The organism is Nocardia sp. AB354 (assembly GCF_049538315.1).
Lineage (GTDB): Bacteria > Actinomycetota > Actinomycetes > Mycobacteriales > Mycobacteriaceae > Nocardia > Nocardia nova.
This window is the reverse complement of record NZ_JBMVFU010000014.1, coordinates 66,556-91,681: the sequence shown is the minus strand read 5'-3', so window position 1 is coordinate 91,681 and position 25,126 is coordinate 66,556. Positions and strand designations below refer to the sequence as shown.

At 69.6% G+C, this 25,126-nt stretch carries 25 protein-coding genes; 8 read left to right on the top strand and 17 right to left on the bottom strand.

Features of this window, described 5'->3' with window-relative positions; translation table 11 throughout:
- Position 1: 1 nt before the first annotated feature.
- Positions 2-733 carry a bifunctional 1-(5-phosphoribosyl)-5-((5-phosphoribosylamino)methylideneamino)imidazole-4-carboxamide isomerase/phosphoribosylanthranilate isomerase PriA gene (gene priA / locus ACPCUW_RS20600; protein ID WP_030514642.1) on the bottom strand — a complete coding sequence of 244 codons (732 nt, stop codon included), beginning with the start codon at positions 731-733 and terminating at the stop codon, positions 2-4.
- 231 nt (positions 734-964) lie between these two features.
- Here priA and ACPCUW_RS20595 point away from each other — a divergent pair, with 231 nt between their 5' ends.
- Positions 965-1,441: a hypothetical protein gene (locus ACPCUW_RS20595; protein WP_393526683.1), complete on the top strand. Its 477-nt coding sequence runs from the start codon at positions 965-967 to the stop codon at positions 1,439-1,441.
- 15 nt (positions 1,442-1,456) lie between these two features.
- Here the strand turns inward: ACPCUW_RS20595 and hisH are convergent, their stop codons facing one another.
- The 8 genes from hisH to ACPCUW_RS20555 form a co-directional block, all read right to left on the bottom strand.
- A complete protein-coding gene (gene hisH, locus ACPCUW_RS20590; RefSeq protein ID WP_030514644.1) occupies positions 1,457-2,086 on the bottom strand; it encodes an imidazole glycerol phosphate synthase subunit HisH in 630 nt (209 codons plus the stop codon).
- Entirely contained in the window at positions 2,083-2,715 is a 633-nt protein-coding gene (hisB, locus tag ACPCUW_RS20585) for an imidazoleglycerol-phosphate dehydratase HisB (protein ID WP_030514645.1), read from the bottom strand. The genes hisH and hisB overlap by 4 nt, the downstream gene beginning before the upstream one ends.
- Complete coding sequence (locus ACPCUW_RS20580) at positions 2,712-3,845, bottom strand: histidinol-phosphate transaminase (protein ID WP_423426488.1); 1,134 nt, start codon at positions 3,843-3,845, stop codon at positions 2,712-2,714. The genes hisB and ACPCUW_RS20580 overlap by 4 nt, the downstream gene beginning before the upstream one ends.
- Positions 3,842-5,179, bottom strand: coding sequence for a histidinol dehydrogenase (gene hisD / locus ACPCUW_RS20575; protein ID WP_030514647.1), 1,338 nt, complete (start codon positions 5,177-5,179; stop codon positions 3,842-3,844). Before hisD ends, ACPCUW_RS20580 begins: the two co-directional genes overlap by 4 nt.
- Positions 5,180-5,669: 490 nt before the next feature.
- On the bottom strand, positions 5,670-6,275 hold the full coding sequence (locus tag ACPCUW_RS20570) for a maleylpyruvate isomerase family mycothiol-dependent enzyme (protein WP_423426486.1): 606 nt from the start codon (positions 6,273-6,275) through the stop codon (positions 5,670-5,672).
- A gap of 93 nt (positions 6,276-6,368) precedes the next feature.
- Positions 6,369-7,934: a serine/threonine-protein kinase gene (locus ACPCUW_RS20565; RefSeq protein WP_063012985.1), complete on the bottom strand. Its 1,566-nt coding sequence runs from the start codon at positions 7,932-7,934 to the stop codon at positions 6,369-6,371.
- A gap of 233 nt (positions 7,935-8,167) precedes the next feature.
- The gene (locus ACPCUW_RS20560; protein ID WP_423426621.1) at positions 8,168-9,934 is read right to left on the bottom strand and encodes a penicillin-binding transpeptidase domain-containing protein; all 1,767 of its coding nucleotides are present in this window, start codon (positions 9,932-9,934) and stop codon (positions 8,168-8,170) included.
- A gap of 65 nt (positions 9,935-9,999) precedes the next feature.
- On the bottom strand, positions 10,000-10,866 hold the full coding sequence (locus tag ACPCUW_RS20555) for an arylamine N-acetyltransferase family protein (RefSeq protein WP_423426485.1): 867 nt from the start codon (positions 10,864-10,866) through the stop codon (positions 10,000-10,002).
- A gap of 173 nt (positions 10,867-11,039) precedes the next feature.
- Between ACPCUW_RS20555 and ACPCUW_RS20550 the strand changes: the two genes are divergently transcribed.
- Positions 11,040-12,212 carry a winged helix DNA-binding domain-containing protein gene (locus ACPCUW_RS20550; RefSeq protein ID WP_423426483.1) on the top strand — a complete coding sequence of 391 codons (1,173 nt, stop codon included), beginning with the start codon at positions 11,040-11,042 and terminating at the stop codon, positions 12,210-12,212.
- A 6-nt stretch (positions 12,213-12,218) separates the two neighbouring features.
- On the opposite strand, the gene nadC is transcribed toward ACPCUW_RS20550, so the two are convergent.
- The 3 genes from nadC to nadA are packed head-to-tail and all read right to left on the bottom strand — an operon-like array spanning position 12,219 to position 15,926.
- Positions 12,219-13,079 carry a carboxylating nicotinate-nucleotide diphosphorylase gene (nadC, locus tag ACPCUW_RS20545; RefSeq protein ID WP_423426619.1) on the bottom strand — a complete coding sequence of 287 codons (861 nt, stop codon included), beginning with the start codon at positions 13,077-13,079 and terminating at the stop codon, positions 12,219-12,221.
- 34 nt (positions 13,080-13,113) lie between these two features.
- Complete coding sequence (locus ACPCUW_RS20540) at positions 13,114-14,850, bottom strand: L-aspartate oxidase (protein WP_423426618.1); 1,737 nt, start codon at positions 14,848-14,850, stop codon at positions 13,114-13,116.
- A 44-nt stretch (positions 14,851-14,894) separates the two neighbouring features.
- The gene (nadA, locus tag ACPCUW_RS20535; protein ID WP_423426482.1) at positions 14,895-15,926 is read right to left on the bottom strand and encodes a quinolinate synthase NadA; all 1,032 of its coding nucleotides are present in this window, start codon (positions 15,924-15,926) and stop codon (positions 14,895-14,897) included.
- A 154-nt stretch (positions 15,927-16,080) separates the two neighbouring features.
- On the opposite strand from nadA, the gene ACPCUW_RS20530 reads away from it, so the two are divergent.
- Entirely contained in the window at positions 16,081-16,797 is a 717-nt protein-coding gene (locus tag ACPCUW_RS20530; RefSeq protein WP_423426616.1) for an NUDIX hydrolase, read from the top strand.
- A gap of 110 nt (positions 16,798-16,907) precedes the next feature.
- Positions 16,908-17,552, top strand: a complete 645-nt coding sequence (locus ACPCUW_RS20525) for a DedA family protein (protein WP_064908173.1) — start codon at positions 16,908-16,910, stop codon at positions 17,550-17,552.
- Positions 17,553-17,568: 16 nt separating this feature from the next.
- Here ACPCUW_RS20525 and ACPCUW_RS20520 read toward each other — a convergent pair whose 3' ends face one another.
- From ACPCUW_RS20520 to bioB, 4 genes are all read right to left on the bottom strand, one after another.
- Entirely contained in the window at positions 17,569-17,745 is a 177-nt protein-coding gene (locus tag ACPCUW_RS20520) for a hypothetical protein (RefSeq protein WP_167356813.1), read from the bottom strand.
- A 152-nt stretch (positions 17,746-17,897) separates the two neighbouring features.
- A complete protein-coding gene (locus tag ACPCUW_RS20515) occupies positions 17,898-18,524 on the bottom strand; it encodes a DUF2567 domain-containing protein (protein ID WP_063012966.1) in 627 nt (208 codons plus the stop codon).
- Positions 18,524-18,748 carry a hypothetical protein gene (locus ACPCUW_RS20510; RefSeq protein WP_030514660.1) on the bottom strand — a complete coding sequence of 75 codons (225 nt, stop codon included), beginning with the start codon at positions 18,746-18,748 and terminating at the stop codon, positions 18,524-18,526. The genes ACPCUW_RS20515 and ACPCUW_RS20510 overlap by 1 nt, the downstream gene beginning before the upstream one ends.
- Positions 18,749-18,831: 83 nt before the next feature.
- Complete coding sequence (bioB, locus tag ACPCUW_RS20505) at positions 18,832-19,845, bottom strand: biotin synthase BioB (RefSeq protein ID WP_064904668.1); 1,014 nt, start codon at positions 19,843-19,845, stop codon at positions 18,832-18,834.
- Between the two features lie 172 nt (positions 19,846-20,017).
- Between bioB and ACPCUW_RS20500 the strand changes: the two genes are divergently transcribed.
- From ACPCUW_RS20500 to ACPCUW_RS20485, 4 genes are all read left to right on the top strand, one after another.
- Positions 20,018-20,602, top strand: a complete 585-nt coding sequence (locus tag ACPCUW_RS20500; RefSeq protein ID WP_423426480.1) for a TetR/AcrR family transcriptional regulator C-terminal domain-containing protein — start codon at positions 20,018-20,020, stop codon at positions 20,600-20,602.
- A 184-nt stretch (positions 20,603-20,786) separates the two neighbouring features.
- Positions 20,787-21,818, top strand: a complete 1,032-nt coding sequence (locus ACPCUW_RS20495) for a FecCD family ABC transporter permease (protein ID WP_423426478.1) — start codon at positions 20,787-20,789, stop codon at positions 21,816-21,818.
- Complete coding sequence (locus tag ACPCUW_RS20490) at positions 21,815-22,678, top strand: ABC transporter ATP-binding protein (RefSeq protein ID WP_423426477.1); 864 nt, start codon at positions 21,815-21,817, stop codon at positions 22,676-22,678. The genes ACPCUW_RS20495 and ACPCUW_RS20490 overlap by 4 nt, the downstream gene beginning before the upstream one ends.
- Positions 22,679-22,897: 219 nt before the next feature.
- Positions 22,898-23,920, top strand: a complete 1,023-nt coding sequence (locus ACPCUW_RS20485) for an ABC transporter substrate-binding protein (RefSeq protein WP_423426476.1) — start codon at positions 22,898-22,900, stop codon at positions 23,918-23,920.
- 9 nt (positions 23,921-23,929) lie between these two features.
- Here the strand turns inward: ACPCUW_RS20485 and ACPCUW_RS20480 are convergent, their stop codons facing one another.
- Positions 23,930-25,075 (bottom strand): alpha/beta fold hydrolase, encoded by a 1,146-nt coding sequence (locus ACPCUW_RS20480; RefSeq protein WP_423426474.1) that lies wholly within the window; start codon positions 25,073-25,075, stop codon positions 23,930-23,932.
- Positions 25,076-25,126 lie beyond the last annotated feature (51 nt).

Sequence of the window (25,126 nt, the reverse complement as noted above, 5' to 3'; positions counted from 1 at the left end):
GTCAGCGAACCGCGTCCAGCGCCTCGGGCAGCGTGAAACGCCCGGCGTACAAGGCCTTTCCGACGATCGCGCCTTCCACCCCGTCGGACACCAGCCCGGAGATGGCACGCAGATCGTCGAGAGTGGAGACACCGCCGGAGGCGATCACCGGCGCCTCGGTGGCCGCGCACACCTGCCGCAGAATGTCGAGGTTGGGCCCCTGCAGCGTACCGTCCTTGCTCACGTCGGTGACCACGTAGCGAGCGCAGCCGTCGCGCTCCAGTCGCTCGAGCACCTCCCACAGGTCACCGCCGTCGCTGACCCAGCCACGGCCCCGCAACCGGTAGTCGCCGTCGATGATCCGCACGTCCAGCCCGACCGCGACCCGATCGCCGTATTCGGCGATGGCGCGGGCGCACCACTGCGGATCCTCGAGTGCCGCGGTACCCAGGTTGACCCGGGCGCAGCCGGTGGCCATCGCGGCCTTCAGCGAGTCGTCGTCGCGGATGCCGCCGGACAGCTCGACCTTCACATCCAGCTCACCGACGACCTCGGCGAGCAGTTCGCGGTTGGAGCCGCGCCCGAAGGCCGCGTCCAGATCCACCAGATGCACCCATTCGGCACCCGCCTCCTGCCAGGCCAGCGCGGCATCGCGGGGCGCGCCGTAGCTGGTTTCGCTGCCGGCCTCCCCCTGAACCAGGCGCACGGCCTCACCATTGGCGACATCGACGGCGGGTAGCAGCACAAGACTCACGTGTGCAGCCTACTGGCTACCGGTTGGCGTCGCGGTGCCGGGATGGCGCAAATGGGACGCCGGTCACTGCCTGCGGGGAGGCGCATCACACGTTTGAACTGGACAACGCCGGGCAATCCGAAGACTGCGTGTGTCACTGTGCGCAGGAGGTCCGGACCGACGGTCTCCGCGTACGTACCCTGGGTCGGGGGCACGTACTGCCATCGTTGTCGACGAAGAGGATCTTCACCCATGTCGCGGATCACGTTGCGGCCCATCATGTTCGCGTTGTCGTGCGGGGCCGCAGGCGCCGCGATGCTCGTGCCCCCGACGGCAGTGGCCGCGCCCACCGACCCGATTCAGTTGGCGGCCTGCGACTTCGGGCGACAGTTCACCACCTACGACTGGGCGGGCTACGACGACTACGACCGCCGGGTCCTGGAGTTGTCCACCGGCGCGTTCCACGACCAGTTCGCGGCGTCCGCGCCCGATCGGCACGCGCACGTGACCTCGGTGCACGTCCGCTCCGAGGCCAACTCGGTGGAATGCCGCACCGATGTGGCCGACCCCGAACATTCGCAGGTCGTGGTGACCGTGGATCGATCCGAACGCAGCGATGCCACGCTGGGCCTGCCCCGCCCCGAACGGTCCCAGCTGCGGGTGTTCCTGGACAACGTCGACGGCCGCTGGCTCGCCGGGCGGGTCGACACCCTGCCGCCGCAAACGTAGCTCTACAGCGGGGCCCTACAGCGAGCCGACCCAGTTGCGCAGCAGCTGCGCACCCGCGTCGCCGGACTTCTCCGGGTGGAACTGGGTGGCGCACAACGGCCCGTTCTCCACCGCGGCGAGGAACGGCCCGCCGTGTTCGGCCCAGATCAGCTTCGCTGGGGCGATGGTGCCGTTGTCGTCCCATTCCCACTTCTGCGCAGCGTAGGAGTGCACGAAGTAGAAGCGCGTCTCGGGATCCATCCCGGCGAACAGGACGCTGTCGGCGGGCGCCTGCACGGTGTTCCAGCCCATATGCGGAAGTACCTGCGCCGGAAGCCGTTCCACCGTGCCCGGCCACTGCCCGCAGCCCTCGGACTCGACCCCGAATTCGACGCCGCGCTCGAACATGATCTGCATGCCCACACAGATGCCGAGCACCGGACGGCCGCCGGCGAGCCGGGTGCCGATGATCCGCTCCCCGCGCACCTGGGTCAGTCCGGCCATGCACGCGGCGAAGGCGCCGACACCGGGCACGACCAGACCGTCGGCGTCGAGCGCGGCCTGGGGATCGGCGGTGACGGTGACCTCCGCGCCGGTGCGGGCCAGCGCGCGCGCCGCGGAATGCAAATTGCCGGAGCCGTAGTCCAGCAGCACGACCGATTTCACAGCGTTCCCTTCGTGGACGGCACACCGGTGACCCGGGGATCCGGTTCGACGGCGGCGCGCAAAGCCCGTGCGACTGCCTTGAATTCGGCCTCGGTGATGTGGTGCTGGTCGCGGCCGTACAGCACGCGCACGTGCAGCGCGATACGGGCGTTGAGGGCGATCGATTCGAAGACGTGCCGGTTCAGCACCGTGGAATACGAGGCACCGGGACCGGCGCTGGGAATCACCGTGTGCAGCAGCCGTTCCGGCTCGCCGTCGTGGACGCAGTACGGGCGGCCGGACACGTCGACGACGGCGTGGGCGAGGGTTTCGTCCATCGGGATGTAGCAGTCGCCGAAGCGGCGGATGCCCTTCTTGTCGCCCAGCGCCTCACCGAGCGCCTGCCCGATGACGATGGCGGTGTCCTCGACCGTGTGATGGGCCTCGATCTCGATATCACCCTTGGCCTGCACGGTCAGATCGAAGCTGCCGTGCTGGCCGAAGGCGGTGAGCATGTGGTCGTAGAACGGGACGCCGGTGGAGATGTCGGTCCGGCCCGTGCCGTCGAGATTCAGCTCGACCACGATGCTGGATTCGCGGGTGGTGCGTTCCACCCGGGCGGTTCGATTCATACTCGCTTCCGTACTCATCGGGAGATCACCTCGGTGGCCACCAGCATCTCGCTCACGCGCAGGAATTCGTCGTTCTCGGCGGCCAGTCCGATGGTGGTGCGCAGATAGCCGGGAATGCCGACGTCGCGGATCAGCACGCCCTCGTTCAGATAGCGCTGCCAGGTGCGGGATGCGTCGGCGAAGTAGCCGAACAGCAGAAAGTTCGCATCCGAGGTCACCACCTCGAACCCCATCTCGCGCAACGCCGTCGCCACCCGTTCCCGCTGCGCGGCGAGTTCGGCGACACTGGCCAGGGTTTCGTCGGCGTGGCGCAGCGCGGCGCGGGCGGCGGCCTGGGTGACCACCGACAGGTGGTACGGCAGTCGCACGAGCAGCATCGCCTCGATCACCGCGGGCGCGGCGACCAGATAGCCGAGCCGCCCACCGGCGAAGGCGAAGGCCTTGCTCATGGTGCGGCTGACCACCAGCTTCGCCGGAAATCGGTCGATGAGCGCGAGCGCGCTGGGCGCGGCGGAGAACTCGCCGTACGCCTCGTCGACCACCACGATGCCCGGCGCCGCCTCGAGCAGACGCTCCAGATCGGCGAGGGCGACCGAATGTCCGGTCGGGTTGTTCGGACTCGTCACGAACACCACATCGGGGCGGCGGTCGGCGATCACCGCGGCGGCGTAGTCGATGTCGAGGGAGAAGTCGCTGTTGCGCTTGGCCTCGATCCACTCGGTGTCGATGCCCTCGGAGATGATCGGGTGCATCGAATACGAGGGCACGAAGCCGAGTGCGGTGCGGCCGGGACCACCGAAGGCCTGCAGCAGCTGCTGCAGAATCTCGTTGGATCCGTTGGCCGCCCACACGTTCGCCGTCTGCACGGCGACGCCGGTCTGACGGGTCAGGTACGCGGCCAGGTCGGTGCGCAGCGCGACCGCGTCGCGATCGGGGTAGCGGTGCAGGTCGGCGGCGGCGGCGCGAATGGATTCGGCCACGTCGTCGATCAGCGCGCGGCTCGGCGGATGCGGATTCTCGTTGGTGTTCAGTTGAACCGGCACCGCCAGTTGCGGTGCGCCGTACGGGCTCTTGCCGCGCAGGTTCTCGCGCAGCGGCAGATCGTCGAGAGTCGCAGCGGCGCCCGGGATATCGGCGGTGGCGGTCATGACAGGGCCTCGAAACGCACCTGCACGGCTTGCCCGTGGGCGGGCAGATCCTCGGCGTTGGCCAGGGAGACCACGTGTCCGGCAACGTCTTTCAGCGCGGCTTCGCTGTATTCGACGACATGGATACCGCGCAGGAAGGTCTGCACGCTCAGCCCCGAGGAGTGGCGCGCGCACCCGGCGGTGGGCAGCACGTGATTCGATCCGGCGCAGTAGTCGCCGAGGCTCACCGGCGACCACGCGCCGACGAACACCGCACCCGCGCTGCGGACCCGTCCGGCGACGGCGGCCGCGTCGGCGGTCTGGATCTCGAGGTGTTCGGCGGCGTAGGCGTTGACCACCCGCAACCCCTGCTCGACATCGTCGACGAGCACGACGCCGGACTGCTTGCCGGACAGCGCCTCCGACACCCGCTGCCGGTGCTTGACCACCTCGAGCTGGGTCGTGATCGCGGCGTCGACCGCATCGGCCAGCGCCGCGCTGTCGGTGACGAGCACGCTGGCGGCGAGCACATCGTGTTCGGCCTGGGAGATCAGATCGGCGGCCACGTGCGCCGGGTCGGCGGTGGCGTCGGCGAGGATCGCGATCTCGGTGGGGCCGGCTTCGGCGTCGATGCCGACGAGGCCGCGGCACAGGCGCTTGGCGGCGGTGACGTAGATGTTGCCCGGGCCGGTGATCATGTCGACGGGCGCGAGCTGCGCGCCGTCGGTGTCGGTGCCGCCGTAGGACAGCAACGCGACCGCCTGGGCGCCGCCGACGGCCCACACCTCCTCGACGCCGAGCAGTTTCGCGGCGGCGAGAATCGTCGGATGCGGCAGTCCGCCGAACTGCGCCTGCGGCGGCGAGGCCACCACCAGCGAGTCCACGCCCGCGGCCTGCGCGGGGACGACGTTCATGACGACACTGGACGGGTAGACGGCATTGCCGCCGGGCACGTAGAGACCGACGCGCTCGACCGGCACCCAGCGTTCGGTGACGGTACCGCCGGGCACCACCTCGGTGGTGGTGTCGGTGCGGCGCTGATCGGCATGCACCTTGCGGGTGCGTTCGATGGCCACCTCGAGCGCCGCGCGCACGGCCGGATCCAGCTCGGCGAGGGCTGTGTCGAGTTCGGCGGCCGGGACGCGCACGCTCGCCGGGGCGATGCCGTCGAACTTCGCGCTGAATTCCTGCGCCGCCTCGACCCCGCGATCACGGATCGCCTCCACCACCGGCCGCACATGATGCAGCACCGAGTCCACGTCCACTCCCCCGCGCGGCAGGGCCGCGCGCAGTTCGGCAGCGGAGGGCGTACGTCCGCGCAGATCCACGCGGGCGAGCTCGATGCGGCTAGTCATAGCGGTGTGAAATCCTTGTCTGTCCGGCCGGTCTGTGCTGGTCATCACATCGAAGCGAAAGCTCCGGACCGCCTACCAGCCTATCGGGTCGGCGCCAGTGGATATCCGCCGCCCGAGCCGGACGCGGCGGCACGCCCCCACCTCCGGCCGCGGCCGCGGCGACTCGTTTCGGCACCAGGCGATACGGCGGCACCGGCCCGGCCAGGATCACGTCCGGGACCTCGGCGATATGGCGGAAGGGCGGCGTGACGAAACGGGCCTCGAGGGCGTCGGGCCCATGCCGGCGCTCCACAACCACCATGCGGGCCGGCCGCACAACACCTACGGCCCGGTCTTCGCCGACTGCCCGACGACTTCGATCAGGCGTCGATCGCTTAGTCGAGCCCGACTCGCCGAGCGCGACCGCTCCGCGCCTACTCGCCGACTGGCCGGCCGAGACCGAAACCGCTGCGCGACAGCGGCATTCGCGGTCGGCGGTCGCTGCGGCGGATCACACGCCGTGACGGCGGCGCAGCGTGGCCACTCCCTCACCGGAGAGGTCTTCCAGGGCGACGGGGCGGCCCACTACGGCCAGCGCCAGCGCCTCGCCCGGCCCACGGACTTCCGGGCCCGTGCCGGCGGACCACTCCACGTCGGTGGCGACGAAGCGCAGGCCGCGGGTGTATTTGCGCGGGCCGGCGAACGGGTCGGGATGGCGCAGCACCGCGACCAGGCGGTCGGCGGGGATCGTGCGGGGCCGGCCGAGCGGACGGCGGATGTCCTGCTGATGCACCAGGATGTCGGCCAGGCCCAGGCTCGGCCACTTGCCGGTGATGCGCTGTCCGGAGTTCTCGAATCGCTCGATGAGCTGCGCCGGGGTGAGGTCGCGCACCCGGTCGACGAGACCGTTGTTGACCCGGTCGGTGTTCAGCCGGTGGCCGAGGGCGAAGCGGGCGTAGCCCAGCAGGGAGATCTCGTCGTAGAGCAGGTGCCCCACCACATCACGCACCCGCCACCCCGCGCACAGGGAGGGCGCCTCCCATTCGTCGTCGCTCAGATCACGCAGAAGCGTAATCAGTTCGGCCCGTTCGTCCTTCAGCAGCTGCCGAGTGCTCACGCCTCGACCCTACCGGGGGCACACCGGAGGTGACAGCTACCGCGGACGGATCGACGCCTCCGCCCGTGGGCGGAGGCACCGCGCGCGGCGGAATCAGTGGGTGTCGCTGTCGATCAGCAGCTTCCCGCTGCTGCCCACCACGACGCGGAGTTCGATCGACTTGGACTGACCGCCGTAGGTGATGCTGGCGACCGACATATCCACCGAGCCGTCGGAATTGGCGCTGCCGCCGCCGCGTGCGCCTTCGATGGTGTTGTACGCCGTGATCTGGTTCTGCTTCCAGTAGGTCGCGAACGCCTGCTGGCTGCCGTACACCTGCTGCGCCGCGGGAGTGAGCAGATTCCACGCGGTGCCGGTGTTCTGGTCGACGAGGGCGTCGTAGAAGTTCTGGATGACACCGGCCGCCGAGCCGACATCCGTCTTCCCGGCGCTCTTGGTCTGCCCCACGGCCGCGACGCTCTGCGTCGAGGTACCCGCCTGCGCGGTGGCGGTCGCCGCCGGCGAATGTGCCTGCGAGCCCGGCGATTCCGTCTTGGCGCCGCCGAACATCAGATACAGCGCCGCGGCGACGATCACCAGACCGGCGGCGAAACCACCGGCGAACACCCACGGCTTCGCATTGCGGGTCGGTGCGGGCTCGGCAGCCGGGGGCACCGGATGGGAGCGGGTGGGATGCGCGGCGGCCGCGGCGGGCCGCACCGGCTGCATCTCCGGCTCGGAGAGCACCGCCGCGGTGGCCATCATCTCCGCGGTGGAGATATCCGCCTGTGCCGCACGGCGATCCAGTGTGCGGGTGGCCTGCCGGCGACCACCGCCGCGGTGGGTGGCCAGCATCCGGGTCGATTCGGCATCGGCGGCCTGATCCGCGAAATCGGCCAGCTGATCACGCACGTCGGTCATGCTCGGCCGGTCCTCCGGCTCGAAGCTCAGCAGATCCAGCAGCAGATCGGTGAGCGGGCCGGCGTTGCGCGGCTGGCTCAGCTGACCGTTGGCCGCGGCGTACAGCAGCGCCAGCGGATTCGGATTGGTGCCGTAGGGCGGTTCTCCCTCGAGGGCATGGAAAAGCGTTGCGCCCAGGGCGAATACGTCGGCGGCCGGGCTGGGTTCCGCCCCGCGGGCGACCTCCGGAGCCAGGTAGGCGGCGGTGCCGGAGATCAGGCCGGTGGCAGTGAGGTTGACGTCACCCTTGGCCTTCGAGATACCGAAGTCGGTGATCTTCACGGTCCCGTTGTCGCCGAGCAACACGTTGCCGGGCTTGATGTCTCGGTGCACGATGCCGGCGCGATGGGCGGCCACCAGCGCCGAGGCGATCTGCTCGCCGATGCGCGCCACCTGCAGCAGCGGCAGCGTCCCCTGCGAGGACAGCACCACGGCCAGGCTCTGCGACGGCAGATATTCCATGATCAGGCAGGGATCACCCTCGTGGTCGGTGATATCGAAGACCACGATCGCGTTGGGGTGCTGGAAGCGGGCCGCGTTGCGGGCCTCCCGAGACGCGCGCTGACGCACGATCTCTTTCTCACCCGGCGGCAGACTGGGCTGGGTGAGGATCTGCTTGATCGCGACCGACCGTTCGAGTCGTTCGTCGACGGCACGCCAGACGACGCCTGTGCCGCCGCTACCAATCCGCTCGACCAGGCGGTAATGCCCTGCGATCACTTGGCCGGTTTCGATGGCACTACTCCGAGTTTCTCCGCGATCCGTGACTTACCGCGCGCGGGGTCAGGTCCCGCGCGTGTTCCCGGACGAGTGTAGCGGGCGTGACGGGCCGCTTTGACGCCGGAGCGAGATCTGTGCCGGATATGTGTGACCACCATGCGATGCGGTCGAGATCACTCCGCTATACAGCGAGAGTATGTGTGACGAACTTCACTCGATCTCAGGGCGTGCTACTACTGATTCCGCAGGAAACGTCCGGCCGCCTCGACCGCCGGCGTCGAGCTGCCGGCATCGGCGACGAACACCGCCAGTGCCAGATCGCCGTCGATGCCGACGAACCAGCCGTGCGCGTGGGTGTCGTCGATGTATTCGGCCGTGCCCGTCTTGCCGAGCATGCCGGGAATGTCGGCGAGACTGGTGGCCGTGCCGTTCGTAATCGTCTCGCGCATCATGGATTTCACCTGATCGAGCACCGGCGCCGGCACCGGCTCCGGCGTCCGGTCCGCGGTCCCGGGCGATCCCGCCACGATGGTGGGCGCCGGCACCGAACCGTGGGCGACGGTCGCGGCGACCAACGCCATGCCGAACGGCGACGCCGTCACCCGGCCCTGGCCGATGCCCTCCTCGACCCGCAGCGCGGAAGTGTCTGCGGGGGGCACCTTTCCGGTCACCGTGGTCATGCCGGGGGCGGTGAAATCCACACCGAGGCCGAGTTGCGCGGCCGCGCGGGTCAGCCCATCGGGCGGCAGGTTCACCGCCAGCCGTCCCATGGTGGTGTTGCAGGACCGCGCGAAAGCGGTGTGCAAGGCGACGGTGCCGAGGTCGAAGTTGTTGTCGTTGGGGATCTGCCGGCCCTCGATGTTCTCGGTGCCGGGGCAGGCGAGCATCGTGTCGGCGGTGACCTGCCCGGCCTGCAACGCGGCCGACACGGTGACCGTCTTGAAGGTCGAACCCGGCGGGTACAGCCCGGTCAGCGCGATCGGCCCCTGCGCGTCGGCGGGCGCGTTCTGCCCCACGGCGAGAACGTCACCCGTGGACGGTCGCAGCACCACCATCGCGGCCGGAGTCGGGATCGGCGCGAGCGCGGCCTCGGCACGGCGCAGCATTCCGGTGTCGAGAGTGGTCCTGATGTCGGCGACGGGTTTCGGGTCCTGTCCGCCCACCGTGTGGACGCCGTCGGCGGCCTGCGCGCGCACGGCCCAGCCGGCCGCGGCGTCGGTACTGTGCTGCCAGAGGTCGCTCACGCCGGACAGGGCCGGCGAGGTCAGCGTCTTGTCGACGGTGAGCAGCCGGGTCTGCGGTGCCGACGTGACGTTCGGCAGCGCGGCGAGCCGGTCCTGCACCGGGGCGAGATCATCGGCCCGCAACGCGATCGCGGTGACGGGTTTGCCCTGCGCCTTGTCCATGTCCTGGCGCAGGCTCGCCGCGGTGATACTCGGATCGATCGGTCCCAGTACGGCCGCAACGGCATTCGGGTCGGCGCCGGGCGCCAGTTGCACCAGGGTGACGACCTGCTGGGTCATCAATTCCGCGCCGTCACGGTCGAGCACGCGCGCGGCCGGTTGCGGGGCCACGGTGTCGTAGGACAGCGGCCCGGTCTCGAGGCCGGGCGCCACGGTGGCCGGATTCCACCGGACCTTCCACTGGTCGCCGGATTCGTCGGCGGTGCCGGTGGTGGTGTAGGTCCACTGATTTCCGGCCGTGCCGAAGGTCCAGGTGGTGGCGAGGCCGAACGCCGCGTGGTGGTCGGACCGGTCCACCGAGCGCACGTCGACGCGCACCTTCTTGCCGAGGCTGTCGAAGAGGGCGCCGAGGGTGGTCGTGGCCTGCGCCGGATCGCTGGTCACGGCGGCCGCGGCGGCGGGATCACCGTGACTCAACGCCTCGGCGAAGGTGTGCACGCTGCGGTCGAGCCGGTCGGCGGAACTGTCTCCGGAACAGGCGGCGGCAGCGAGAATCGGGGCGGCGAGCAGGGCGAACAACTTCGATCCGGTGCGCACTCGGCCGACACTACCGCCGTGCGCCGCCGCGGTGCGGTAATCGCCCGCCCCGCGCGGGCCGCCGGTCAGCCGCGCAGCCACTCCCCCGCCGCCAGTGTCGCCGCGTCCGCGTCGTCGAGTTCGATATCGAATTCGGCCGCCAGGATCTTCGGCAGATCGGCCGGCGGCAGATCGCGGCTGTGCGAGGTGCCGTCCGGATATTCGGTGATCCAGGTGGTGTTGTCGATGACGTCGTGCCGGTCCGGCCGGAATCGCTGCACGTACGGCCGGGTCACGAACGGCGAGCGCGGGAAGGTGGAGACGAAGTGGTTGCCGACCGCGTAGTCGATGCGGTATTGCGGATTCATGGTGAAGCTGTAGCGGTCGATCCAGCCGTCGCGGGCGAAGTGATGCAGCACCCACAGTTGCGAATCGAGTTCGCCGCGCGTGCGTTCCAGCCGGAATCGCCAGTCGCCGGCGCGCACCTCCCCCGCATCGGGATTCAGCTCGAGCGGGGCCAGCGGCCCGGAACCGAAACCCACATCGCACAGCCACACCCGCTCGTCGTCGGCAGTGGTCACGCGCAGCAGGGCGTGCGTCGCCGGGCGGATCTCACCGCCCGCGCCCATACTCACGCGCCCGTGTAAACCGGTGACGCCGAAGCCGATCCGTTCCAGCGCGGCGGCGAACAGGCCCACGTTCTCGTAGCAGTAGCCGCCGCGGCGGGATCGGACGATCTTGTCCTGCAACGACGGAAGATCCAGCAGCACCGGACGTTTCAGCACCGGCTCGATGTTCTCGAACGGGATGGTGGTGGTGTGCGCGTACTGCAGCGCGCGCAGGGTGTCGAGGGTCGGCGCCGGCGTTCCGGTGAAGCCGATGCGGGCGAAATACGCCGGCAGATCCAGTGCCGCACCGTCCCAGTTCGAGACCGGGGCCGGGTTTTCCGTCATGAGTTCTCCTGTGTGGTCTCGCGTCCGGAGGGCGCGCAGCCGCCCGCGTGCAGGTGCGGTCTCGGTGACTGTCGTTCGCCTCATGATCAACGACAGCGTGTCCCACATCCTTCCCACTACTGCGGGGTGCGGATGTCGTCCTCGACGCGGCCCGAGCAGGCTAGGATTCGCCCATGCGTTCGATTACGGTCGCTCAGCGACGCGCGCGGCTGGCGCGGCGGCATCGGCTCGCTGTCGAATCCCGCGGTACCGATCCCGCGGATATCGCCGATTCGATGGTCGCCCTGCACGCCACCGATCCCGCGACGGTGTTCCTCGCGGTCGGCGCCCGCACGCGGGGTCTGGCTCCGGCGGACGTGGAGCGCGCCCTCTACGAGGATCGGTCGCTGCTGCGGCTGCTGGCGATGCGCCGGACCATGTTCGTCGCGCCGGTCGGCCTGGTTCCCGTCCTGCAGGCCGCGGTGGCCGACGCGCTCGCGATCAAGCAGCGCCGCGCCTACGGGAAGTATCTGGCCCAGGTCGTCGAGGGCGATATCGATGCCTGGCTGGCCGACGTGGCCGACGAGACCCATCGCGAACTGCTGGCCCGCGGCAGTGCGACCGGCGCGCAACTGTCGGCCGCCGTGCCCCGGCTGCGCACCCAGGTCGACACCGCACCCGGCAAGCCGTATTCGAAACCCACCAACATCACCACCTGGGTGCTGCTCATCCTCGGGTGCGACGGGCTGATCGTGCGCGGCCGTCCCAACGGCGGCTGGACCAGCAGCCAGTACACCTGGGCGCCGCGCGAGACATGGCTACCCGCCGACGCCGAGCCGATCGCACTCGACGCGGCGCGCGCCGAACTGGCCCGCCGCTGGCTGCGCAGCTTCGGACCGGCTCCCGTCGAGGATCTGACCTGGTGGACGGGGTGGACGAAAACGGATGTGCGCAAGACGCTTTCGAGTCTCGACCTCACCGAAGTCGACCTCGACGGCAGGCCCGGAGTGATGCTGTCCGACGATACGGATCCCGAACCCGAGACCGAACCGTGGGCGGCGCTCCTGCCGGCCCTGGATGCGACTCCGATGGGCTGGCAGTCGCGCGACTGGTTCCTCGGCCCGCACGCCCCGGCCCTGTTCGACACCAACGGCAATATCGGCCCGAGCATCTGGGTGGACGGCCGCATCGTCGGCGGCTGGGCTCAGCGCGCCGACGGCGAAATCGCCTGGCGGCTGCTGGAGGACGTCGGCGCCGACGCGAAAGCGCTGATCGACGCCGAGGTCGAGCGCACCGCCGCCTGGTACGGCGACGTGCGCGCCATCCCCCGCTTCCGCACCCCGCTGGAGCGCGAACTCACCAGCTGATCCGCCTCACATGTCCAGGCCGAGATCCAGCACCCGCACCGAATGAGTGAGGGCGCCGACCGCCAGATAGTCGACGCCGGTGCGCGCGTAGTCGGCGGCGGACTCGAGGGAGAGCCCGCCGGAGGATTCGAGTTTCGTGCGCGGCGAGCGGCTGTTGCGGCGCTGGACGGCGGCCTGGGTGGCCCACAGCGGGAAGTTGTCCAGCAGCACCAGTTCCACATCCTCGGCGAGGACGGCGTCGAGCTGATCGAGGCTGTCGACCTCGACCTCACATTCGATATCGGGATCCAGTTCGCGCACCGCACGCAGCGCGGCGACCACCGATCCGGCGGCCACGACGTGGTTGTCCTTGATCAGGGCGGCGTCGCCGAGGCCCATCCGGTGGTTGACGCCACCGCCGACGCGCACCGCATACTTCTGCAGCGCACGCAGTCCCGGCAGGGTTTTGCGGCTGTCGCGGATGCGGCATTCGGTGCCCTCGACCGCATCCACCCAGGCGGCGGTGGCGGTGGCGATTCCCGACATGTGGGTGACCAGGTTGAGCATGGTGCGCTCGGCGGTCAGCAACTGCCGGGTCGGCGCGACGATCGTCAGCACCGCGTCGCCCGGGCCGACGCGGGTGCCGTCGGCGACGCGATCGGTCACCTCGTAGTTCCCGGCGCCGATCACCTCGTCGAGCACCAGCAGCCCGACGTCGATGCCGGCCACCGTGCCCGGCTGGCGTGAGACCATCGCGGCCTTGACGGTCGCCTCGGCGGGAACCGTTGCGGCCGAGGTGATGTCGGGCCCGTAGCGCAGATCCTCGTCGAGGGCGGTGCGGATCAGGGTGCGCAGTTCCCCGGGGTCGAGTTGCGGGTCCAGTGCCATCATCTACTCCTCAGCAGGTGGTGCGTGGCGGCGGTCATCGAGTGCTCACCGCCGGCAGCGGGTCCGCGGCGGGGAGCGGATCGGCGACGACCTGCGGACGGCCGTCGTCACCGAGCCGGATCGCGACGCTGCGCCGCAACTCATCGCGCGGATCGGGGTAATCGGATCGGGTATGGCAGCCGCGGCTTTCGGCGCGGGCGGTGGCCGCGAGGAGCAGGGTCCGCGCGGTCAGGGTCAGGGCGGCGTCCTCCACCGCGGCCAGCACGCCGGCCTGCTCGCCGTGGAGCCGCGAAATCGCCTGCACTGCGGCTGTTTCCGGCGCGCGGCCGCCTCCGTCGTCCGCGGGATCGGACGGCTCCGCGCCGGGAACCCCGTGTGTCACAGCACCTTCCGTAGCATCTGCGGCCTCGGATTTCCCGGATCCGCCACCGCGCAGATGCAGGACGCGCAGCATCGCCCCGCGCAGCCCGTCACCGTCGCGCACCACGCCGGCGTGTGCCGACATCAACTGTTGCAGGGCGGTGCGGTCGATGCGCGGCAACGACAGCTCCGGCACCGTGGTCACCTCCGATGCGGAGGCGCTCCGCTCGGCCGCGGCGGCACCCACCCGCTCGCCGACGACCAGGCCCTCGAGCAGGCTGTTCGATGCCAGCCGGTTCGCGCCGTGCAGACCGGTGCGCGCCACCTCGCCGGCCGCGTACAGGCCGGGGACGGCGGTGCGCCCGTGGGTATCGGTGACGACCCCGCCGCACTGGAAATGCGCGGCCGGCGCGACCGGGATCAGGTCGGCACGCGGATCCAGGCCCGCGGCGCGGCACGAGGTGGTGATCGTCGGAAATCGTTGTGCGAAACCGTCGATCGCGCGAGCGTCGAGGTACACGTGATCGGTGCCGAGCTGTCGCATCCGGGCGGCGATGGCCTTGGAGACGATATCGCGCGGCGCCAGATCGCCCCGCGGATCGACACCGGCGGTCACCGAATCACCGTTCGAATCGACCAGCACCGCGCCCTCGCCGCGCACCGCCTCGCTGATCAGCGGTCGCCTGCCCAGCCCGCCGGGACTGAACAGCACGGTGGGGTGGAACTGCACGAATTCCAGATCGGCGACCAGCGCACCGGCCCGCAGCGCCAGCGCGATGCCGTCGGCCGTGGCCCCGGGCGGATTGGTACTGCAGGCGTAGAGCTGGCCGAGACCGCCGGTGGCCAGCAGGACGGCCGGTGTGTGCACGATGCCGAAACCCTGGTCCGACACCACGATCACACCGCGCACACCGTCGGGCCCGGTGACGATGTCGAGGGCCGCGGTGCCGAACAGCACGGGCAGGCCGGCGGCGTTGAGCGCGCGCTGCACCTCGGCGCCGGTGGCGTCACCACCGGCGTGGATGATGCGGCGAGTGCTGTGCCCACCCTCGCGGGTGCGCGACACCTGCCCGTCGCGGCCGAGATCGAAGACCGCGCCCAGGTCGGTCAGCGCCGCGACGGCATCCCGGCCGCCCGCCACGATGGAGCGCACCGCCTGTGCGTCGCACAGTCCCGCCCCGGCGTCGACGGTGTCGGCGACATGGGAGTCGACGGTGTCGCCGTCGGGCGCGACGACCGCGATCCCACCCTGTGCGTATTGCGTGGACGTATCCGTCGGGCCGCCCTTGCTCAGGGTCAGGACCCGCAACCCCCGCAGCGAGGCGGTGCGGGCCGCGGTCAAACCCGCGACACCGCCACCGATCACCACCAGATCAGCTTCGGCTTCCCAGCCGATCGAAGGCGTCATCATCATCGATCGAACCTTTCCGGCCCGCCCGGAGGCGGGTGCCGGTGCTATTCGCCGCCGCCGGGATTGCCGATGGCGATCATGCGCTGCACCGAATTACGTGCCAGCGCTGCGGTTTCCGGATCGACGTGCACCTCGTCGACGTTGTCGGTCAGGCATCGCAACAGCGCCGCCGGGGTGATCATCTTCATGTACTTGCAGGCGGCGCGATCGTTGACCGCCTGGAAGTCGATGTCCGGCGCGGCCTTGCGCAGTTGATGCAGCATGCCGACCTCGGTCGCGACCAGCACCTGCTTCGACTGCGCGTTCTTGGCGGCGTCGATCATGCCGCCGGTGGACAGGATGTGCACCCGGTCGGCCGGGAAGGCACCCTCGCCGGCGAGGTAGAGAGCCGACGTGGCACACCCGCACTCGGGGTGCACGAACAGTTCCGCATCGGGATGGGCGCGGGCCTGTTCGGTGAGCTCGTCGCCGTTGATCCCCGCGTGCACGTGGCATTCACCGGCCCAGATGTGCATGTTCTCGCGACCGGTGACGCGCTTGACGTGCGCGCCGAGGAACTGGTCGGGCAGGAACAGCACCTCGCGGCCGGGGTCGATCGACGCGACCACGTCGACGGCGTTGGACGAGGTGCAGCAGATGTCGGTGAGGGCCTTCACCGCGGCGGTGGTGTTCACATACGACACCACCACGGCGCCGGGATGCTCGGCCTTCCACGCGCGCAGCTCGTCGGCGGTGATGGAGTCGGCGAGCGAACATCCGGCGCGCTGATCCGGAATCAGCACGGTCTTGTCCGGGCTCAGGATCTTCGCGGTCTCAGCCATGAAGTGCACACCGCAGAACACGATGGTGTCCTCGGGGACATCGGCGGCGATCCGCGACAGTGCGAGGGAATCGCCGACGTGATCGGCGATGTCCTGGATCTCGGGTAGTTCGTAGTTGTGCGCCAGGATGGTGGCGTTGCGCTCGCGCGCGAGTCGCTTGATCTCGGCCGCCCACTCCGGTGTGGCCTCGACTCCGCCGTAACCGGCCGGACCGTCGACGACCTGCGCTGCGAATGCCTGCGTCGGTGACGCCATGGCATGCTCCTTCCTCATGCGCCCGGCACCCTCACCGGTCGCATCACCCCGGGCCGATTAGCTTCAACCCGGTTTTCGACTTACAATCGAAAACGTGGCCCATAGTAGCACCATTCACGAATCGCTCACCGCGGTGTTCCAGGTTCGTCGCTTCATGGACACCATCACCGCAGGTCCGGAGGGTGATCGCTCGGTAATTGCGAGCGAACCGGTGGATCCACAGAGTCCGCGCGGCAATCACGGGCGACGCACCGAACTCGGGGTGCTGCTGTGGCAGCGGGCGATGGAACCGCAGACCGGCACCTGGTCGCTGCCCGGCGGCCGGCTGCGCGACGACGAGGATCTCGACACCTCCGCCCGCCGTCAGCTGGCCGAGAAGGTCGACGTGCGGGAGCTGTGGCATATCGAGCAGCTGTCGGTCTTCAGTGATCCGCATCGCGTGCCCGGGGTGCGCCGCATCGCCTCGGCCTATCTGGGTCTGGTGCCGCTGACCGCGGACCCGCAACTGCCCGCCGACACCCGCTGGCATCCGGTTTCCGCGCTGCCGAACATGTCGTTCGACCACGGCACCGTCGTCCATCACGCCCGCACCCGGCTGGCGGCGAAGCTGTCGTACACCAATATCGCCTTCGCCCTGGCACCTTCGACGTTCACCATGTCGACCTTGCGCGAAATCTATTGCACCGCTCTGGGTTACGAGGTCGACACCACGAATCTGCAGCGCGTGCTGAGTCGCCGCAAAGTGATCACCCCGACCGGGGAGACCGCCGCGCCCGGTAAATCGGGCGGGCGGCCGGCGGCGGTCTATCGGTTCACCGACGACGAGATTCGGGTCACCGACGAATTCGCGGCGTTGCGCCCCCCGGGGTGAGCGGTCTCCGCCGCTGTGTGAGCGGACCGCCCGCGGCAGCGGGGTCACTGCGAACGATGTGCGCCGACCGCCGCCGACGCCTGTGGTCCGCGCACGGTAGCGTCGGCGGAATGGAATCGCTGATGCACCGGATTCTCGATATCGCGCCGGTGTGGATCTACCTGACGGTGGGCCTGCTCGTCTTCGCCGAGGACGCGATCTTCGTCGGCTTCGTGATTCCGGGCGAGACGGCGGCCGTCCTCGGCGGTGTCGCGGCCAGCCAGGGGCATGTCCTGCTGTGGGTGATGATCCTGCTGGTGGTGGCCGCAGCGATCATCGGCGACTCGGTGGGCTACGAGGTGGGCAAACATTTCGGCAGCCGCCTGCTCGCCGCCTCCTACCTGGACAAGCACCGCGGTCGTCTGGACAACGCTCAGGAATTCCTCGCCCGCCGCGGCGGCTGGGCGGTCTTCCTCGGCCGCTTCACCGCCTTCTTCCGCGCGGTGATGCCGGCCCTGGTGGGCGCCTCCCGTATGCCGTACCCGAGGTTCCTCTCGTTCAATGCCTTCGGCGGCATCGTCTGGGGAACGACCTTCGTGGTCCTCGGCTACATCGCCGGCAATTCCTACGAGAAGGTGGCGAAGACCGTCGGCCGCGATATGGCGATCGCGGTCGTGGTGATCGTCGTCGTGGCACTGATCGTGTGGAAGCTGCGGGAACGACGCCAGGAGAAGAGGATCGAATCCGAATACCACGCCACCCACGACGGTCGGTGAATCCCTTACCGCCGGCTCACCACTGCCGATCCCGATGCTTGACCGTGCGCCGATAGGTGCGCTTGTTCGCCACCGGCTGCGCCGCAGCGGACCGGCGAAGTTCGTGCCGACGCCGCCACGCGGTGAGATCGGGCCGTTCGAGCTGTTCGGTTGCCGCGCAATCACTTCCGATTCGCGCGTTCGTTCCTGCCATTCGTATACACCTCCCCTCCTGGCTGATCCGGCGCAACGGTAACCACCGCGAGCCCGGATCGCCATCGAATAAGCGGCGATCCGGGCTGCCGGCAGCGGTCAGCCATGCCGCGCACGACAGCATTCACCCAGTGGCGCAACGTGGTCGGCGATTCAGCGCTGCGAATCGGCGTTCTGATAGGACCCGGGCCGATGGTAGGGGCCGTAGGTCACCTCGGAAAGTGGCGTGCGGGGTGCGGGTTCCGCCGTGTCACCGCGGCCGCTCCCGAGGTCCTCGGAGGTGCTCAGCGCCGACAGCAGGAGGATGACCAGTCCGGCGATCAGCGGTTGCAGCAGGAGAGCGGTCCAGCCTTCGACGGTGGGCGCGAGCTCCACGACGGTGTGCACGGGCGGGTTGTGTGAGCGGGGGTGGATCCAGCGCGCGACCTGTTCGCCGAACCACGACATCACCCAGGCCCCGGCCAGCGAGCCGATCAGCAGACTCGCCAGCATGATCGGCCCACGCATCACGCGCCAGCGCCACACCGCGGCGGCGGTGAGCAAGCCGGCCACGAAACCGACGCAGCCGAAGATCGCGACCGCGTCGAAGCGGTGCGCGCTTTCACCGGTGAGCGCCATACCGCTACCGGGTTCGACGACGAAGACCTTCTCGGTCGGGGCGAGCATGGCCCACACTCCGCCGCCGATGATGCTGACCACCAGCACCGCCGCGACGATGCCCAGCGCCGCGCGCAGCTCGCGCGGTGCGGGAGAGGCTGCGGCGGCGCCGCGGGAGGTCATCAGCGATGGTCCAGGCTGTGGGAATCGATTACCCCGTGCCGGGAGCATTTCGCCCACCAGCCGTCCGGACTCACCTGCACGATCATCCGGCGGCCGCAGTGCTCGCAGTAACGCGGCGGTTCCAGGCCCAGGGCCGCGGCCGCCGGCACCGGATCGTCGAGACCCACGACGATCCGCTTCCCCGTGTACGGGTTGTAGCGCTCTTGCATATCAGGCTGTGGCATCTGGACCACCATTCGCGAAACCCCTTATGAAGTGCAGCTCTCCAGCTGCTCGACAATACCCGAACCGCCGCGGCCGCGGGCGCTCAGAGGGTCTCGTTGAGCGCCTTGATCGGCATCTTCAGATCGGTGAGCAGGTCCAGATCCGCCTCGGCGGGACGACCGAGGGTGGTCAGGTAGTTGCCGACGATGACCGCGTTGATCCCGCCCAGGATGCCCTGCTTGGCGCCGAGGTCGCCCAGGGTGATCTCGCGGCCGCCGGCGAAGCGCAGGATGGTGCGCGGCAGCGCGAGCCGGAACGCGGCGACGGCGCGCAGCGCGTCGGCCGCGGGCAGCACCTCGAGGTCACCGAAGGGGGTGCCCGGGCGCGGGTTGAGGAAGTTCAACGGAACCTCGTCGGGCTCCAATTCGGCCAGATCGGCGGCGAATTCGGCCCGCTGCTCCAGGGTTTCGCCCATACCGAGGATGCCGCCGCAGCACACCTCCATACCGGCCTCACGCACCATGCGCAGGGTGTCCCAACGCTCCTCCCAGGTGTGGGTGGTGACCACGTTCGGGAAGTGCGAGCGGGAGGTCTCGAGGTTGTGGTTGTAGCGGTGCACGCCCATGGCGGCGAGCTGATCGACCTGTTCCTGGTTGAGCATGCCCAGCGAGCAGGCGACCTGGATGTCGACCTCGTTGCGAATGGCCTCGACGCCGGCGGCGACCTGCGCCATCAGCCGCTCGTCCGGACCGCGCACGGCGGCGACGATGCAGAATTCGGTCGCGCCGGTCTTGGCGGTCTGCTTCGCGGCCTCGACCAGGCTCGGGATGTCGAGCCAGGCGGCGCGCACCGGCGACTGGAAAAGACCCGACTGCGAGCAGAAGTGGCAGTCCTCGGGGCAGCCGCCGGTCTTGAGCGAGATGATGCCCTCGACCTCGACCTCGGGGCCGCACCACTTCATCCGCACCTCGTGCGCGAGCTCCAGCAGCGCCTCGAGCTGGTCGTCGCCCAGACGCAGCACCTCGAGGGTCTGCTCCTGGGTCAGCCCGACGCCACGTTCGAGCACCTGCTCACGCGCGGTGGCCAGAATGTCGGTCTTCACGGGTGCCTGCGTCACAGCACGAATCCCTTCTTTCGGCCGGTGCGGCCGTGCCCGTAGTGGCATGGACTGGGCCCTCCGTGGTTACGCAGGCTGCCGCCTCCGGGCCTGCGCGTCCATGCCGTGCAACTTGAACGGTGTTCAGGCTAGGGTAGCGGGGTCAGTGAGTCAAAACATACGAGGGGTAGAAGTGCAGCTACATCGGGCGGATGTGATCGACGGCGCCATCGCCATCCTCGATCAGTACGGGCTCGCCGATCTGACCATGCGCCGCCTCGCCACCGCTCTGCTCGTGCAGCCGGGCGCGCTGTACTGGCATTTCCCGAACAAGCAGGCGCTGCTCGGCGCGGTCGCCGACCGCATCCTCACCCCGATGGACGAGCCCGTCGCCGCCGAGGACTGGCCGGGCCAGATCAGCGAACTGGCGCATCGGCTGCGTTCGTGCCTGCTGGCGTATCGCGACGGCGCGGAGGTGGTCTCGGCCACCTACGCTTCCCGGCTGACCACCAGCAAGGGCCGGGAACGCTTGGCCAGTGCGATGATTCGCGGCGGCATGACGCGCGAGGAGGCCGATCTGGCCGCCTACACGTTGCTCTACTACGTACTCGGCGAGACGGTGGACGAGCAGTCGCGGATGCAGATGGACTCCGCGGGCGCACTGGCCGAGGAGGATTCCCCGCTCTACGAGAACACCTCGGCCACCGAGCGGTTCGACTTCGGACTGCAGTTGTTCGTGGGCGGGGTACTGCATCTGCTCGGGAGCCGGGTGCGCTAGCCGGACATTTCGGACGGTAGTATTCGGGACCGTCATCCCCGGCGGCGCGGGAATCCGGTGGGAATCCGGGACGGTCGCGCCACTGTGACCGCGGCGGCCGCTGATGCGGACCGGTGCGGGAGTCAGACCTCGGTCGCCGGGCACTGCTCTGAAAAGGTCGCGTGATGCCTGTGGAGTTCCGGCGATGAACCGCGTCCGGACAACGATCGTCGTTCCCCTGACGCTGGCGTCGCTGCTCGTCGCGATGGTCGTGGCGACCGCGTGCGGCGCCGAACCGCTGCCGATTCGAGCAGTGATCGAAGTGCTGGGCGGACATCTGAACGGCGGCGGTGCGGTCGATCCCGCCTTCGACACCATCGTGTGGCAGTTGCGGGTGCCGCGCACGATACTGGCCGCCGTGGTCGGCGCGGGACTGGCGCTCGCCGGTGCCGCCATGCAGACCTTGGTGCGCAATCCGCTGGCCGATCCCTATCTGCTGGGTGTCTCCTCGGGCGCGGGGGTGGGCGCCGCGGCCGTGATCACGTCGGGCCTGTTCGAGGGTGCGGGCATCTGGGCGCTGTCGGGCGGCGCGCTCGTCGGCGCCTTCGTCGCGGCGGCAACGGTTTTCGCGATCGCGATGGCGCAGGGCGGATTGACGCCGCTGCGTCTCGTCTTGACCGGAACGGTGCTGGGATCGGCGTTTTCGGCACTGAGCAGCTATCTCATCTTCCGCAGCGCCGATCCGAAGGCCGCGCAGTCGGTGCTGTTCTGGCTGCTCGGCAGCCTGGCCGGGGCGGATTGGACCCGAATCGCGGTGCCCGCCACCGTGGTCGCGGTCGCGGGCGCGGCGCTGTTCGCCGTACACGGCTGGCTCGACGCGCTGAGCGTGGGCGCCGATACCGCCGCATCGGTGGGAGTGCCGGTGCGGGCCGTGCGCTACGGGCTGTTCACCGGGCTGGCGATTCTGGTCGGCGTCCTGGTGGCGGTGTCCGGCGGGATCGGTTTCGTGGGTTTGGTGGTACCGCATGCGGCGCGGATGCTGGTGGGCTCCACCCATCGGCGATTACTGCCGGTCGCCGCGCTGTGCGGTGCGCTGTTCCTGGTCGCGGCCGACGCGGCGGCCCGGATCCTGGTGCGGCCCACCGAAATTCCGGTCGGTGTGCTCACCGGACTGATCGGCGCACCGGTGTTCCTGCTGCTGATGGGTCGGCGGCACTACCGGTTCGGTGCGGCATGATCCGCCGTCTCCGGACCCGCGAGCCCGAACCTGTGGACGGAACGCGGCTGCCCGCTGCGAAGGCGGCGGAGTCCGCGCCCGCTGTTCTCCGGGTCCGGCAGTTGGCGTGCGGGCCCCGCCACCGGGACGTGCTGACAGGCGTCGATTTCGGCGTCGAGCCCGGTGAAGTGGTCGGCATCGTCGGGCCGAACGGCGCCGGAAAATCCACGCTGCTGCGCACACTGGGCGGACTGCTGCGCCCACGGCAGGGCCGGGTTCTGGTGAACGGCGAAGCGCTGCACGCGATATCGCCGCGACGGCGCGCTCGCCTGGTCGCCATGGTGGGACAAGACGACCAGCCGCCGGCGGATCTGTGCGCCGGTGAGGTGGTCGCCTTGGGGCGCACGCCGTATCTGCCGCCGTGGGGCGCCGGTAGTCCGGCCGAACGCCGCGCGGTCGGCGAGGCCTTAGCGGCGGTCGATCTCGACGGCTTCGCAGAGCGCCCGGTGCGGCGGATGTCCGGCGGTGAGCGGCAGCGGGTGCTGCTGGCCCGGGCGCTGGCGCAGGCGAGTCCGCTGCTGTTGCTCGACGAGCCGACCAATCACCTGGACATCACCCACCGGCTCGCGCTGCTGAATCTGGTTCGGGGACTGGGCCGCACGGTCGTGGTCGCCCTGCACGATCTGACCTTGGCCGACCGTTACTGCGATCGGGTTCTGGTCGTGCACGACGGATCCGCATCGGATCCGCGTCCGCCCCGGGAGGCGTTGAGTTCCGAGGTCCTCGCCGCCGTCTTCGGTGTGCGGGCGGCGCGCGTGCGACACCCGGAGACGGGTGCGACACATCTACTGCTGGAACCGAATTCCGAGGCTGCCGGATGAGGTACCGGCACCGCTGCGGTGACCCGAGCCGACCGCACCGCCCGACGCCGCCCAGGGCCCACCCGCCGCTCGCGGACGTCGGTCATCGTGATTCGGCACCACCCGGCTCACCGCTGCCCGGAAACGGCGGCGCATATGCCGGCCGTCCACCGTGCACGAACCTCGCCGGCGCCGCGAACCCGGCAGCTGTAGTCCCGAAAACCGTTGAAGGTGGACGATATGCAACTTCTGCGTTGGCTCGCCGTCGGGTCGACCGTCGCGTGCTTGGTGGCGTGCGGCCCCGCGCAGCCTTCGGACGGCAACCTGACCCTGACCAATTGCGGTGAACAGGCACGCTTTCCGGCTCCGGCACAGCGCATGTTCGTCAACGACACCAATATGGTCGCGATGACGCTGGCCTTGGGCGCACAGGATTCGGTGGCCGCCGTGGCCGGTCTGCAACAGGACGTCGCGACCCTGCGGCGCCACTACGGTGACGTGGTCGATCGCCTGAACAATGTCGCGCCGACCTCGCCGTCGCGGGAGACGGTGCTCGCCCAGCGCCCCGATGTGATGGTGGCCGGCTGGAACTACGGCTACAGCGAGGCCACCGACCTCACCCCGGATACGCTGCGCGCCCACGGCATCGCGCCCTACATCCTCACCGAGAGTTGCCGCCCGCACGCCGGTCAGCGGCAGCGCGGCACCGTCGAGCCGTGGGCGGCGCTGCGCGCGGATCTGTCGAATCTGGGTGCGATCACCGGCCGTCCCGATCGGGCCACCGCACTCGTCGCCGACATCGATACCCGCCTCGAGCGATTGCGCGCGGCACCGCGGGCCGCGACACCCCCGACCGTGTTCGTCTTCGACAGCGCGAGCGACACCATCTTCTCCAGCGGCAGATTCGGCGGACCCCAGGCCGTCCTCGAGGCCGCGGGTGCCCGCAACGCACTCGACGATGTGGCCGACACGTGGACTACGGTGTCGTGGGAACGCCTGGCCGCCGCCGACCCGGACGCTATCGTCTTCGTCGACTATCCGGGGCAGAGCTTCGCCCAGAAGGTGGAAGCGCTGCGCGCCAAACCCGGAATCAACCGGCTGCGCGCCGTCACGCACCAGCGGTTTCTCGATCTGCCCTATGTGCTGTGGACGTCGAGCCCGCTCAACATCGATGCCGCCGAGCAGGTGCGGGCCCACCTCGAGCGGTGGAACATGGTGCCGCCCTCGGGAATTCGCCCGGCCTTCGACGACGCCGTGCGCTGAACCGCCGGTTCACGGCATGCCCATGGACTGCTCGGAGTGAACCAGCCCGATGAACGGCACGACCTGCTGCGCGATCACCGTGTTGTATTCGCGGGGATGCCGGCGCGGATCGGCGTGGCCCGTGCTGCGGGTCAGCACCACCAGGAGTGTGCCGTCGACACCGCCGACGGTGTCGATCAGTGCGCGATGGGTGTATACGTCGTCCACGACGGAATCCCGGTACGGATTGTGCGGTCGGATGAACACGACGGCCGGGCGGGGTTTGCCGGCCGCCGGTTTCGCCAGCGCGCGCAGGTCGTCGATCGCGCCGCTGGCGACGATGGCCTTGAACTGATCTTCGATGAGGCCGTTGCTGGCGGCGTCGGTGTTGAAGATCTTCTGCCGCAGCACCTCGGTGACGGTACGGCGCAGCGACGCGGTCCGGATGCCGGGCGGACTGGAACCGTAGTCGACGAATTGGTCATGCCGGGAATAGGTTTCCGCCAGCAGTCGCAGCCCCCGGCTCTCCCGCGTGCCCGGGAACCAGCCGAACCAGCGCAGCAGATCCTCGCCCTGGTCGCGGCTTTCCGGCCGCACCGCGGCCAGGTCGACCGGCGTGCAGTCCAGGATCACCCCCGACAGGGTGCGCGTGCTGTGGGTGTGGATGTGTTTGGCGATCTCGAGGGCGATCACCCCGCCCATGCTGTGGCCGACCAGCACCACCTTGTGGATGCGGGCGGCCTCGGTGACGCGGATGATCAGATCGCTGATGACCTTGGTGTCGATACCGGTGTTGTCGTATCGCACCGCCCACACCGAACCCAGTTGCCGCAGTGAGGGCAACGCGCGCGCGGTATCGGAGGCATCGAGCGAACCCAGGCCGACGAGGTCGAACACCGCGGTGTCGCGGTCGCTCGCCGCGGCCGGGCCGGAGATGGGCAGCACCGCGGGATCGGTGCGCGCCAGCCGTGCCTGCTCGGGGGAAACGTCGTAATGCCAGTACTGCGCGAACACGACCAGAACGACGATCGGGACCAGCGCCGCCCGCAGCAGCACGCGCCGCGTCCGCCCCAGCGTCCGCCAGCGGTGCCCCACACGGGTTTCGGCCAGCCGGGCCCGCCGTCGCGCATCGTCGTAATCCGCGACCGTGGAAGGGTGCCGATCTCGCATGGACATCCCCACCCACTGTAAGGGCGTTCGCGACCGGCGCATCCCCTCCGCGCCGCG

What these genes read in the sequence shown, in the direction of transcription:
- ACPCUW_RS20595 (WP_393526683.1), top strand. Translation starts at nt 965, where the DNA reads ATGTCGCGGATCACGTTGCGGCCCATCATGTTCGCGTTGTCGTGCGGG.
- hisB (WP_030514645.1), bottom strand. Translation starts at nt 2,715, where the DNA reads ATGAGTACGGAAGCGAGTATGAATCGAACCGCCCGGGTGGAACGCACC.
- ACPCUW_RS20580 (WP_423426488.1), bottom strand. Translation starts at nt 3,845, where the DNA reads ATGACCGCCACCGCCGATATCCCGGGCGCCGCTGCGACTCTCGACGAT.
- hisD (WP_030514647.1), bottom strand. Translation starts at nt 5,179, where the DNA reads ATGACTAGCCGCATCGAGCTCGCCCGCGTGGATCTGCGCGGACGTACG.
- ACPCUW_RS20555 (WP_423426485.1), bottom strand. Translation starts at nt 10,866, where the DNA reads ATGACGGAAAACCCGGCCCCGGTCTCGAACTGGGACGGTGCGGCACTG.
- ACPCUW_RS20550 (WP_423426483.1), top strand. Translation starts at nt 11,040, where the DNA reads ATGCGTTCGATTACGGTCGCTCAGCGACGCGCGCGGCTGGCGCGGCGG.
- nadC (WP_423426619.1), bottom strand. Translation starts at nt 13,079, where the DNA reads ATGGCACTGGACCCGCAACTCGACCCCGGGGAACTGCGCACCCTGATC.
- ACPCUW_RS20540 (WP_423426618.1), bottom strand. Translation starts at nt 14,850, where the DNA reads ATGATGACGCCTTCGATCGGCTGGGAAGCCGAAGCTGATCTGGTGGTG.
- nadA (WP_423426482.1), bottom strand. Translation starts at nt 15,926, where the DNA reads ATGGCGTCACCGACGCAGGCATTCGCAGCGCAGGTCGTCGACGGTCCG.
- ACPCUW_RS20530 (WP_423426616.1), top strand. Translation starts at nt 16,081, where the DNA reads ATGGACACCATCACCGCAGGTCCGGAGGGTGATCGCTCGGTAATTGCG.
- ACPCUW_RS20525 (WP_064908173.1), top strand. Translation starts at nt 16,908, where the DNA reads ATGGAATCGCTGATGCACCGGATTCTCGATATCGCGCCGGTGTGGATC.
- ACPCUW_RS20520 (WP_167356813.1), bottom strand. Translation starts at nt 17,745, where the DNA reads ATGGCAGGAACGAACGCGCGAATCGGAAGTGATTGCGCGGCAACCGAA.
- ACPCUW_RS20515 (WP_063012966.1), bottom strand. Translation starts at nt 18,524, where the DNA reads ATGACCTCCCGCGGCGCCGCCGCAGCCTCTCCCGCACCGCGCGAGCTG.
- ACPCUW_RS20510 (WP_030514660.1), bottom strand. Translation starts at nt 18,748, where the DNA reads ATGCCACAGCCTGATATGCAAGAGCGCTACAACCCGTACACGGGGAAG.
- ACPCUW_RS20495 (WP_423426478.1), top strand. Translation starts at nt 20,787, where the DNA reads ATGAACCGCGTCCGGACAACGATCGTCGTTCCCCTGACGCTGGCGTCG.
- ACPCUW_RS20490 (WP_423426477.1), top strand. Translation starts at nt 21,815, where the DNA reads ATGATCCGCCGTCTCCGGACCCGCGAGCCCGAACCTGTGGACGGAACG.
- ACPCUW_RS20485 (WP_423426476.1), top strand. Translation starts at nt 22,898, where the DNA reads ATGCAACTTCTGCGTTGGCTCGCCGTCGGGTCGACCGTCGCGTGCTTG.
- ACPCUW_RS20480 (WP_423426474.1), bottom strand. Translation starts at nt 25,075, where the DNA reads ATGTCCATGCGAGATCGGCACCCTTCCACGGTCGCGGATTACGACGAT.